Consider the following 12214-nt stretch of genomic DNA (forward strand, 5'->3'; position numbering starts at 1 on the left):
ATTTAGCGGGTTTTTTTATAGCTGTTCGTTAGCGAGAAAGCGCTGTACTGCGTTTTGGTGATGCCATAGTGCAGGCGATCATCAAAGCCTGATTGCGTTTTGTAGTACGCAGTTTGACAGCCTTCTTCAACCAAGCCGACTTTAACGAGCGTCTTGTTGGAACCTTCGTTTGATCGATAACAATCTGCGGCCACTTTGTGTGCACCAAACACATCAAAGGCAATAGACAGAAGAAATGCGCTGCTGCTGCTCGCAAGGCCTTTGCCCCACGCGTGTTGAGCAAACTGGTAGCCCAGTTCATAGTTCCCCGACAAAAACATCACCGCATGCAGACCCACCATGCCCATGAAACGACCTTCGTGGTCGCGAATGATGGCCGTTGGGCTTTCTGGCCATTCACCATGGCCAATCGCTTCCGCTGTGCCTTCAATGATAGGACCAAAATAATCACGGTAAACGTCTTCTGGCGCGGGCGCAAAGTAGAGGTATTCCGTGACCTTTGGGTCGCCCAGCATCTCGATAATATCGTTAAGATCGCTTCTCTGGATGAGCGCGATGGTGTAGCCATCCATCAAAGGGATGGTTTGGCCGCGCTTAAATGTATTCATGTTCGACACGTTGTTCGTCTTCTATGGTGGAAATTGGCGCACAGACTACGCCGAATTTTCCACCACACAAGTGTTTTTCAAAGGCTGGCGAGGAATGCGTATTTGTCGTTACGCGCCTTGTTTGGATTGCAGTTCACGTAACGCATCTTGATAGGCCTTGTGTGACCATTGGTTGTTCAAGGCTCGGAGTAATAGCGATTCCATCGACTCTGGAGCTAAGCCACCAATCGGTGGATCCGTGTCGAGGTTTGTCGGGAAGGAATAGCCGTCGGTTGCTGCCGTTATGATTGCGGCTTTTTCTGCATCGCTGAAGCTATTGTTCTCCCAAGCTTGGCGAAGGTAAGGATAAATGACCTGACTGATGTCAGCGAGGTCGACGGTTTCCATGGGTTTGGCAAACGTCGAAGAAACTTGCAGTAAATTCGCCGAACGGTGGAAATCTTGCGTTTTATTTGCGCCTGCAGCATGGAAAAGTGCAGGGTTAAAAAAGACAGCATCACCTTTTTCTAAAGGCACTTGAACGCAGTGTTGCTCAAAATAGGCCTTAAAAGCATCGTCGTGATAGGCAACATATCCAAGAGGATAAAGTTGGGAAAACGGAAGCAATTTCGTCGGGCCGCTTTCAATGGGCATGTTTGTGTGTGCGACGGCACCTTGTAGCGTCAACATGGATGACATTTGCTGAATATGAAGAGGGTAACGCACGGTTTCGTCTGGCTGTTGAAAGCCTAAGTGGTAGTCGCGATGGGAAACCTGTGCTTCACCGCCGGGTCTCACAATGTTCACTTGCGCAGTGACTTGATAGTGGGGGCCTAACCAAGCTTCAGAGACGAGGCTTAATAGCGGGTTTTTGTAGTATTCAACGAAGTTTGATGGCGCTGCAATGGCGCTTTTCTGGAACACATTCCAAATCCTACCGTTCGCTTGCGGGCCCGTTTTTCCGAAGTGGTCGCCAGCACCATACCCTTTCTCTGATTCCAAAATGTCCTCAAAGACCTGGCTCATTTCGTCAATCACTTGTGTGTCCTGAAAAAAGCGTTTTACGGCGAAAACGCCGGGGCCATCACGCAGTGCGGACGCCATTTCATTTTGAAAATCACGCGATTTCTCAGGGTGCTGACGGATGACTTCGCCATCATAGATAACGACATTATTGGTGATGGCGTGGGCAAGAGGATATTGACCCGTATGGGCCGTTTGGTGGCAGAGAGTGTGAAAGTTATCGAGTTGGGTGTCTGATGACGCAAAAAACGAGGGTTGAGCAACGTTTGTTGATTGATTCATTGTGCCTTTCTCCTTTGGCGTCTCTCTTTATATGCACCTGTCTTGCGTGTTTATGGCTTTACTTCTTTTACGTGGTTTTTTGTGCGTTCTGTTGCATCAATAGATGGCGATGTGCTGGTGGAAATTCGTCCAGTGACAAAATCAGTCTATTTCAAAATTGATTCAAAATGAAATAAAAATTTCATTTTGTTGATATGTGAAAAAATTGTTCTATTATTGCTAACGTTGAAATTGAAAACATTTTCAATCGACTGATTAAACCACCTTCAATAAGAGACCACGGACCGGTTTCTATACTTGAGGCGAACAATGACTCACTCACACACAACCAAGGAGGACGTGTGCCTGATCTTCTGTCTAAAAAGCGCGAGTTAAACCAATCTGGGCGCTATCAGCACATCACACCTGAATCTGCTGGCTGGAAATATGTCGGCTTTGACGCGTATTCCTTGTCAGAAGGGGATACACACACATTCGATGCAGGGAGTGATACAGAACTGTGCTTGGTGTTTGTCGCGGGTAAAGCGGATACGACCTTGGGGGGACAACCGCTTGGCGTGATTGGCGAGCGCCTTGACCCTTTTGAACGAACAAAACCTTATTCGTTGTATGTTACCGCGGGAGACTCCGCGACAATTACGGCTGTGACGGGAATGGATCTTGCGGTGTGCTCTGCACCAGGGCGAGGAACGTACCCTTCACGTTTGATCGGACCTGATGATGTGGGCGCGGAAGCGCGTGGCCATGGGAACAATCAGCGGTATGTGCACAACATTCTGCCTGATGACAAAGAAGCTGACAGCTTGTTGGTTGTTGAAGTGTATACCGACGAAGGGTGCACAAGCTCCTACCCTAGCCATAAGCATGATCGCGATGCACCGCCAGAAGAAACCCAGCTGGAAGAAACCTACTATCACAGGTTAAACCCGCCTCAAGGCTTCTGTATTCAAAGGGTTTATACCGACGATGGTGATCTTGATGAGTGCATGGCGGCGTATGATAAAGACGTGGTCATGGTACCCAAAGGCTACCATCCGGTTGCCACCATGGCAGGTTACGACAGCTACTACCTCAACGTCATGGCGGGGCCGGTTCGCAAATGGTTGTTCACGTGGGAAGAAGATCATGCTTGGATAAATTCTCCTGTTTATGAAGAAAAGCATTCACGTTAGGTGCTTGACGTTGTCTCTTAAAGACAGTCAGTACACCCATCATTATAAAAACTTGGAAAGCATAAGGAGTTGCCATGTTTAATATCGCGTTGTTCGGATGTGGGCGAATAGGAAAAGTGCATGCGGTGAATATCGCAGCAAACCCTGAAACTCAGATTCGTGCGGTGATTGACCCTTATCAAGAAGGTGCGATGCAACTCGCGGATCAATACGGTGCGGATGTCATGACAGTAGATGAAGCCATGTCTGACCCCGATATTCATGCGGTTTGTATTTGTTCAGCGACAGACACACACGCAGATCTTATTGAATTAGCGGCGAAAGCGGGAAAAGCCATTTTCTGCGAAAAGCCGATAGATTTGAGCCTAGCCCGTGTAAGAACCTGTTTAGAGGTCGTTGAAGCCAGCGGTGTCCCTTTCTTGGTGGGTTTTAACCGCCGCTATGATCCCCAATTTCGTACGTTGAAAGATTTATTTGAAAGTGGCGCGATTGGTAAAGCCGAAACATTAGTGATTACGTCACGTGATCCGTCGCCACCGCCCGTAGATTACGTCAAAGTGTCTGGCGGTATTTTCCGTGATATGTCGGTGCATGACCTCGACATGGCGCGTTTTATTATGGGAGAAGACCCAGTATCCGTCTCAGCGCATGGTTCATGTTTGGTCGATCCTGAGATTGGCGAAGCGGGAGACATCGACAGTGCTGTGATTGTGTTGCATTTCCCCTCTGGTGCGATGGCAAACATCATCAACAGCCGCCGTTCTGGCTACGGCTATGATCAACGCATAGAACTGCATGGCAGCAAAGGCATGCTCAAAGCCGGCAACGTGCGCGAGCATTTGGTTGAGCATTGGGGCGAAGAAGATTGCAGCAGCGCAAAGCCTCAGTACTTTTTCCTTGAGCGTTATGAGAAAGCTTACATCGCAGAGTGGCAGCACTTTGTTGATGTGTTGGAAGGCAAAGTTGAACCACAATGCTCAGGCTACGATGGCGAACAAGCGTTGGTGTTGGCAGAGGCTGCACTTGAATCGTTGAACGCACAAAATACGGTGAAACTCGGCTAAACCAAACGGTTTAGTGGGCAGTCAAGCGTCCTATCCCGAAACAGGCTATACCCATACTAAGAGGATGCATTTCTCATCATTGCATCCTCTTTTTCTATCTACGGTTTTTTATCTATGGTTATATATACAGTGTTTTTAGGTCGGCATTATTTACTTTTTCAAGGGAAACACGATGGAACGTTGTAGCTGGGCAAATGTAAGCGAACTTGATCAGGTTTATCATGACACGGAATGGGGCGTTCCTGTTCATGATGATAGAGAATTGTTTGAGATGCTGATTTTAGAAGGTGCACAAGCGGGCCTGAGTTGGACAACCATATTGAAAAAGCGTGAAGGATACCGAGAGGCCTTTGATCATTTTGATATTGAAACCGTGGCTGCTTATGACGACGAAAAAATTGCAGAACTGCTGACGAACCCTGCCATTGTTAGAAACAAACTTAAGGTGAATGGCACAGTGACGAACGCCAAGTTGGTGCTGGAGATTCAAAAAGAACTTGGCAGCTTCGATGCGTATGTTTGGTCGTTTGTGGGTGGAAAGCCCATCATCAATCATTGGGAGAGCATGTCGGATGTGCCAGCGACCACTGCAGAATCTGATGCAATGAGCAAAGCGATGAAAAAGCGTGGCTTTAAGTTTGTTGGCAGCACGATTTGTTACGCGTACATGCAAGCCACAGGCATGGTAAATGACCACATGACATCTTGTTTCCGTTACGGTGTTGATGTCGGAAAATAACATCATCTGAAGAGGCATGGTAATCGAAATGTAAAAAGCGGGAATGCTCCCGCTTTTTTGTTTTATGCCTTCTTGTTAATTCTTACGACCGCATAAACGACCAGCAACATGCCTAAGCCATGCCAGATCGTGAAGGCTTCATCGAGCAGAGTGATGGCAAAAAGGGCAGTGATCGCAGGGCCAACATTGCTGGTTAAGCTCAATACTGACGGTGTTAAACGTGCCATGGCTGCTGCGACAAAGTACGACGGTAGCACGGTGCAGAAAAATCCGAGTGCGACACCCAATACAATCAATTCATCAGACATATTGCTGAACTGCGTACCTTGCCACTGCTGTTGGACCATGATGACAACGCCGGCACTGCCCATACCAATACTGGTAAAAAGCTGCGCACCTATGTTGCTGATCACTTTTTTACTCAATACCAGATATATCGCGAATATCAATGCTGCCCCCACGGCCAGAGCGCTTCCTAGCCACACTTGCGAACCAAACGAACTAAAGTCATACAAGACGATCATGGCCACGCCAGCATAGCCTAAGCCAATGGACACAAAGGTGCCTTTGCGCGGTGGTTCTTTCAGAAATATCCAACTGATGATCACCACAAAAGAAGGGAAGAGAAACAGCAACAGGCGTTCTAGTTGCGCTGAAATAAACTCAAGCGCCGTGATGTTCAGCAAAGAGGCAAAGTAATAGCCAAGGATGCCGACGAGCACAGCTTGCAATCCAAACTGTCGCACTTTGCTGCGCTCTTCTGGGACGCGGCATAGCCAGATTAATATCGCGACATAGAGTGGTAGAGAAGAGACTGCACGAAGGCTCATGATGTCGGTTACATCGCCACCTGCTGCATAAGCAAGTTTGATCAGAACAGGCTTAACGGAAAAAAGCACAGTGCCAATCAACGCAAAGATAATGCCTTGGCGATAATCGGCATTGGGCTGTTCGGCGGCGGATGTATTATTCATGTTGTCACGTCCTTGCTTATCGTTGGGAAAGAAAACAAGGCTGTGAGAAATGGTATCCGGCTGCATTACTCACAGCCGGAAAAGAGCAAAGCTACCGACTGTTGGGCATAAGGAGGAGAAGCCAGAGTGATAGCGATGAAGTAAACATAAATGCTCTTTTCTGTTTGGTGGTTTTTTAAACTAACTCCCCTGAAACTAAAGCATCTTTTACATTGGTGCAACCTTTAACTCAAACAGCGTTTCATTTGGTGGTGTTAGTGTCGCCACCCGTTGAGGTGCGCTAAGTCAACGGTCTATCGTCGAGTGTAGGATGAGCAACCATTCAACCTCTGCGGCGTAACACGCGATTTGTTCGTGTTTTACAACGACGCGCGTAAACGATCGCTGTTGCTCGTTGGGTTGATAGCCCTCATTTTTGAGGGTGTCGTGGTTACTAATGCAAAGGCGATGTGTGGCGTATTATTGGCGCTACGTTGCTTTGCAATATGACGTCTTCCTGCCTTTTTGCCCATTTCATAGCCGACATCGAGCTTCGATTTTTTCATGGTGAAGCGACCAATAGAAAAGTTCTTAGGCGGCGCAATGACACGGATTTTGCAATCGACAGGCGGGTTTTTAATGAAGCTGAGTGATTGATTGTAGCGTTCAGCGCGCTGGCGCATGGCATCCGCGATGTTGGGGTACTTCTTCAGAAGGTGATCCATCAACCCTGGCATCTTCATGGGTGACATGGTGAAATCAGCAGGGTGAGACAAAACAACCGTAATGTCTCGTGCACCGCGGCGATACGCTTCCGCGACAGGAATGGAATCGGCTACGCCGCCGTCGGTGTAACAACCGCCAGAGAAACATGGCGTCTGTCGATAGGCAACGGGCAACGCAGATGTCGCTTCAATGACATCGGTGATGTTATCTTCGTTAACCCAATAGTAATCCGCTAATCCAGTGTCGACGTTGGTGACAGTCGCGAGTAATGGAATGGCATTAAAAAAGGTTTTTCGATCAAGTGGAAAGCGCGAGTGAGATTCATCCCACAGCCATTGCACATCGATCAGATTTCCACCGCGTAAAAAGCGCGTTGGATTGAAAAAGCGTGAGTCAGTGGCAAGCTCAGTAATGACGTGATAACTGCGCTTTTGTTGACCTGCCAGATAGCCCAACAAGTTCGACGCACCTGCAGACACACCAACAGCAAAATCATAAGGTTTGTAATTGTTTTCTAAGAACGCATCCAAAACACCGCTGGCAAAAATGCCACGCATTGCCCCGCCTTCTACCACTAATGCTCGTTGACCTGCCATTGCTACATCCTCCTATTAACCAATAAGCACAGGATACGTGTGCCTCAGTGTGAAGAGAAATCGCTCTTCGCTATCACTCTGATAGCTTTTACTTATCAGTGATCAGAGGAGTGATTTTTACATGGTGGGCGCGTTGTAGCTTTCTGTTTAAATTAACGTTTTAAGCATTTCACAAAAATGAAAGGAGGCTGTCTCCGCATAGAATGGTAAGTGTCTGGTGACAGTGTTTTGATTTTTTCACTGACGATGCCCTCGGAAACCTGCGAAATCAGCAGTCCACTGTGTGTAACAGCCCCTAATAGTTCTGTGAGTGAACGACGGAAGAAGTGAACTTCAACGGGTTCGGCAACGGTATCCCACAAATCAATAACCGGCTCTCGTTTAAAGTAATCACCGCTGGTGGAATAATCAAAATCAGCAAACGGGTGATGGGTGGAGAACACCATGTATCCGCCAGATTTCAGCACGCGATGCGCATCTTTAAAGAGCAAGGTTAGATCTTCAATGTAATGCAGCATGAGCGGGCAAATGATGACATCTTTGCTGTCTGATGCCTCTTGAGGTAAACCTTGAGAGAGATCTTGCGCATAGGCATTGACGCGGTCCGAAAATTTGTGTGAGACAATATCAATCATCTCCTGTGAAGCATCTATACAGGTCACCTCTGCTGCGCCTGAATCCAAGAGAAACTGCGCGTACACCCCTGAACCACACCCTAAATCCAATACGTTTTTACCGGTGAGGTTGTCGAGCATTGCTTGCAAGTTTGGGCGTTCAAAATGCGCGTTATAGAGGTTATCTTGAACAGCAAGATCATATTGCTCTGCATGTATTGAATACATCTTTGATTTCATTATGTTATCTCTCAATTCGCATGGCCATAGCGTGAATTCAACAGGGGATGCTTGCTTATATTTTGCCAGCTATGCGTGAACAAGGCATACGTGTTTTTTGTGTGGAATGTAGCGCGCTGAGTTCGGAAAAGGTGGGGGAAAAGTGAGTGCGGTGTATTCGGGTCATTCATGAGGACAAACCCTCCACAAAATGTGGAGGGTGAACTGCTTATTGTGCTTGGCGAACCAGTGTATCGCTATCAGTGTGCGAAAACGGTTTCCCATAGATGTCCAACTTCACCGTCTCGGTATAGGTGAGTTTGTTGCCATCGATTTTGATGTTCATGGTGAAACCTTTGGTCGATGCTTTTTCGGACATAAAGTTTGATTGTGCAATGCCTTCAGAGGACGCAACTAAGGTCATATCATTTCCTGCTTTGCCTTCTGCAACGACACAGGTGCCGCGAGGTACACAGAAAGAGTTATATACCGTTTGGTTTTTGTGGTCATAAATCAGATAACCACGTTGATCATGAAACTTAGTGTCATCTAATTGTCTGAATACTTCTTGCTTGTAATAAATGGCTGCGAGGTATTGCTCGCTCGCATTTGTTGCGTCAGCGGCAACTTCAAACGTCATCACTTCATAGAGAGGTGTGGCAGCGGGAGCACCTTCACCTTGCGCCGTGTTTGCTTGCGCTGGAGACACATCAACGCCATCTGGGTTGTCGCTTTTCCATGTCCCCACAAGTTGTGCAAGAGGGCCAAAGTTGATGCCATTGATGATGTCTTCACTTTTGGCGGTGTCATTCTCAGCAAACGCAGTAAGAGTTGTGCTCATCGCAATGGAAAACACTGTCGCTTGTAAGATTTTATTGCTCATTATGTACTTCCTCTATTTTGAATTTTTTCTTGGCATAGTTGCTCACTATTTTTTCAGAAGCATTAAGCCAAGACGTATCGCTATTCCTAGCATCACAAATGCTATTGAAATGAAGTCAAAGAAAGTAGTCATTGTGAAGTGAAAGCAGTGGGATTATTTGGGCTGCTACATCTTGAGAGAAATGATAACAATTACTGAAAGTTAGAGGGGGAGATCATGAGTGAGAATATACATTTATATCAGGGGATTTTGAGAGAAGCTATCCAGAAATTTAGTGTTCTATTAATAATCTGCATCCAAAAAACATATAAGCATCAATATGCATAATCTAAATGTTGTTACATGAAAACGCATTTTTAACACCATGCAATGAATTAACAATATTTGAGAATGGCGACGTTGACTAACGGGGAGGTGCATCCCCTTTTTTTCTTACGCGTTAAGCCTGTAACATTAGTCATTTATTATTATATTCATCACAATGATTAGACATGTTTACGAGATGCCTTCGCATACAGTGAAGGAGTGACTTTGTACGTTTAATGGGGCGAAGTTTCTCTTTGCTGAACGAAGGATTCGGCCAGCAAGTGTGAATTAAACGATGTCAGTGGTTTAGACAGAGGATGGTCTTCGCATCGATTTGATGATTTATTTCCTAAGGTAAACATGGAGTGGTGCGATGAATGATTTTAGCGAAAGACTCGCTGGTATCTGGGCGGCATTAGGCAGTTTTTTTCGGCAAGTTGTCATTTTTTTTGAGCGAATCATTAATGCCATTTTCCCCCCGGAAGAGATTCCGGATTCCCCTATATTGATTCAGGAGCCTCCTTCTCTTCGAGACTCAACGTTAGATCTTGAATCTATTGGTAATTCTTCCCAAGAAGCCACCGCGGCTTGGAAAGCAGATAAAGCACGTGTGAGGGTAATCGCTAAAGAAAACCAACTGAAAATCGAACAAGCCCTAGGTACACGAGACGAGTTGGGGAACCTTGTACCAGATACAAAGCTTTCCCTGACGTTTAATGTGGTACTAGGGCGAGGATACTTTCCTATTCTTGGTGATTTGATTATCCCGGTAGGGTCTGGCTTTTTTCGTGGGCAAGGTTCTTATGTTCGTCGAAAATCACTCAGTGTTGCTTTACGAGGTGTGGCAAAACACCCTACAGCGCTGTGTCCTATCGGTGGTTCAGATAATAATGGACTGCTGACGCAATGTGGCTCCACTTTCCTTACTGATTTTGCCGTAAGTGGTTGTTTAAAAGACAAAGGCGATGGCGGTAACGGCATTGTGTTAGGGCATACGCCACCACAACCCTCGGTGTCTGCGTCCACGCAGCCCAATACTCCTCAATTTTGGGCAGGACAACCTAACCGATTACCTCAAAAACGTTTTACATTTCCTTTGGTGTGGACGGGTTTAACCTCGTTTAGGTTAAACAATGGCAAGGGGGATTCTGAAATCACAGTGCCAGCACGAGGCGCGTACAACACGCCGAAAGACGTGTTACTGGATGATAAGGTCGACATTCCACTGGTGCGCTGGGTGAGGGCATTTGCCTCTAACGGTAAAGAAGTCGCGCGTTATGCCAACGTTGGCTCAAAGCTCGCTGGCGGTATTGTTGGTATTAATGCCGATGATAGACAAACCACGGGAAAACCTAAGGCAAGCGGTGAAACCCGTGTGTATCACAAACCGATTGGGGAAAATGACACTAAGACGACCGTGGTTGTGCCCAGCGGTTTACCCGAGAATACCGCAAAGGTCGAAGTCTCTTTCTATAACTTGGTGACGCATTACTCTTTGGTGTCACAAATGACGCCTTACCTTCCTGGTAATTACTACACCACGGCTCGCGCATCGTACAACGAGTTCATGAACATCGTCGTTGAGCGCATGCCGTGGAACGGCTTTGTCGGCATTGATGGAGCCTACAATACGTTGACGAACCTGATGGCGCGTGAAAATGGCTTGGATGGTTGGTTCTTCCCCGGCGGTTATGAAGATTACATGCACAATGCGTTTGTGAGTTGTGCCGCGGTGAACAATGGCGGCTGGTCGCTTTATGCGTCAGAGCCAGTGTTAGCCAGCCGAAACGTGAAAGACACGAAAGGCTGGCCCAATGCTGCTGGCGTGCTGAAAGTGCACCAAAAATTCACCTATACAGCATCGTCGAATGACTTCGGTAACTTTGATACTTACGGCAGTCGTGGCGGGTCGATTTACATGGGGGCATCCTCGAACTCAATGCAAACAGGGAGCATGGAAGATCATTTTGACTCGAATAATGTCGATCCTTTCGGCAATTCTCCAGAGAAAGCAGAAAGTGATTGGAACCCATTGCGGTGGACCAGTCTTGTTGTGTTTGCTGCAGATGCACGTCAAAACGACATGGTCGTGACCAGTACACCAACAGATTCACGTCGTGTCACTTATTGTAAAACAAGGTTGACCCAAGAAACGCCTGCGACGAATAACCCAAACAGCAATGTGTACTCGGCCATTAGCACAAACCATTACTGCCACCCTAGACCAGATAGCTATGGATCGCTGGTAGAAGTGCGTCCACCGTCCATCGCCCATTTGCACTTAACGTCGTATGACGAACATGAGCGTGATGCTGGGGATGTGCAGAGTATTCCTGGCGGCGTTGGAGAAATCCAAGGGCTATTTTCGGGCTTGCGCTCTTACCTCTTCCGACCTTGGTTTTATGGCATCACGCCATTGGCGAATCAACAATCCCTCAGTTGGAAGGTAGCGTTCAGTGCTCGACACACTAAGCTTGCGGGCAACGCGAAAGAAGTGAGTTTGTCCGCGGATGCGTTGGGCATTGCAGGGCAGCATAAAATCAATAATTTGTACTTTGGCACCATCGTTCAAAACTTTAAAGGTCGGAGGATTGCTGCGGGCGGGGTATATACTATCTCTACCATGGTGGATTTCTTTGAGCGGAAAGAGTTTGACGACATTGATATGAATTTGTTGAATGTGTCTGCAAATTACCTTGATGATGAAATTGAAAAAACAGTAGGTACACCTGCGCCTACGTTACCCACCAGTTTGCTTATGATGTCGCCAAGAGTTCGATTATGGAAAAATGCAGCTGGTGACAAGAAATTTAGCGTTGAAATCCCAATGTTAAACACGGATGACAAAGATTTGGTATACCCCGACACGGCAAACCTTATGCATTATTTCAAGATTAAGATTGAAACGGCCAGTGCGGATACATCGTTGCAATAGTAGGTTGCGGCTATTCGAGAGTGGTTCTATTGCTCACTGAATTGATGTCATAAAAAACAGCCACAATAGCGTGGCTGTTTTTATAATTATTTGTTGTGTGTATACCCAAGTAACC

10 protein-coding genes are annotated in these 12214 nt (G+C 46.8%); 4 read left to right on the forward strand and 6 right to left on the reverse strand.

What is annotated here, in order from left to right:
• Positions 1-2: 2 nt before the first annotated feature.
• The gene (locus BM082_RS01585) at positions 3-608 is read right to left on the reverse strand and encodes a GNAT family N-acetyltransferase (RefSeq protein WP_074924993.1); all 606 of its coding nucleotides are present in this window, start codon (positions 606-608) and stop codon (positions 3-5) included.
• A gap of 108 nt (positions 609-716) precedes the next feature.
• Positions 717-1892: a phytanoyl-CoA dioxygenase family protein gene (locus tag BM082_RS01590; RefSeq protein ID WP_074924995.1), complete on the reverse strand. Its 1176-nt coding sequence runs from the start codon at positions 1890-1892 to the stop codon at positions 717-719.
• 341 nt (positions 1893-2233) lie between these two features.
• Between BM082_RS01590 and iolB the strand changes: the two genes are divergently transcribed.
• From iolB to BM082_RS01610, 3 genes are all read left to right on the forward strand, one after another.
• Entirely contained in the window at positions 2234-3064 is an 831-nt protein-coding gene (gene iolB / locus BM082_RS01600; protein ID WP_017013897.1) for a 5-deoxy-glucuronate isomerase, read from the forward strand.
• A 74-nt stretch (positions 3065-3138) separates the two neighbouring features.
• On the forward strand, positions 3139-4128 hold the full coding sequence (iolG, locus tag BM082_RS01605; protein ID WP_017013896.1) for an inositol 2-dehydrogenase: 990 nt from the start codon (positions 3139-3141) through the stop codon (positions 4126-4128).
• A gap of 172 nt (positions 4129-4300) precedes the next feature.
• Positions 4301-4867 (forward strand): DNA-3-methyladenine glycosylase I, encoded by a 567-nt coding sequence (locus BM082_RS01610; RefSeq protein WP_017013895.1) that lies wholly within the window; start codon positions 4301-4303, stop codon positions 4865-4867.
• Between the two features lie 62 nt (positions 4868-4929).
• On the opposite strand, the gene BM082_RS01615 is transcribed toward BM082_RS01610, so the two are convergent.
• From BM082_RS01615 to BM082_RS01630, 4 genes are all read right to left on the reverse strand, one after another.
• Positions 4930-5841, reverse strand: a complete 912-nt coding sequence (locus tag BM082_RS01615) for a DMT family transporter (RefSeq protein WP_074925128.1) — start codon at positions 5839-5841, stop codon at positions 4930-4932.
• Between the two features lie 359 nt (positions 5842-6200).
• Positions 6201-7142: a patatin-like phospholipase family protein gene (locus BM082_RS01620; RefSeq protein WP_074924999.1), complete on the reverse strand. Its 942-nt coding sequence runs from the start codon at positions 7140-7142 to the stop codon at positions 6201-6203.
• A gap of 152 nt (positions 7143-7294) precedes the next feature.
• Positions 7295-7996, reverse strand: a complete 702-nt coding sequence (locus BM082_RS01625; RefSeq protein ID WP_208862511.1) for a class I SAM-dependent methyltransferase — start codon at positions 7994-7996, stop codon at positions 7295-7297.
• A 208-nt stretch (positions 7997-8204) separates the two neighbouring features.
• Positions 8205-8858 (reverse strand): heme-binding beta-barrel domain-containing protein, encoded by a 654-nt coding sequence (locus BM082_RS01630; protein WP_074925003.1) that lies wholly within the window; start codon positions 8856-8858, stop codon positions 8205-8207.
• Between the two features lie 679 nt (positions 8859-9537).
• Between BM082_RS01630 and BM082_RS01635 the strand changes: the two genes are divergently transcribed.
• Complete coding sequence (locus BM082_RS01635; protein WP_017013890.1) at positions 9538-12099, forward strand: hypothetical protein; 2562 nt, start codon at positions 9538-9540, stop codon at positions 12097-12099.
• Positions 12100-12214 lie beyond the last annotated feature (115 nt).

Origin of the sequence: Enterovibrio norvegicus DSM 15893, assembly GCF_900115495.1 — a bacterium.
Taxonomy (GTDB): Bacteria; Pseudomonadota; Gammaproteobacteria; order Enterobacterales; family Vibrionaceae; genus Enterovibrio; species Enterovibrio norvegicus.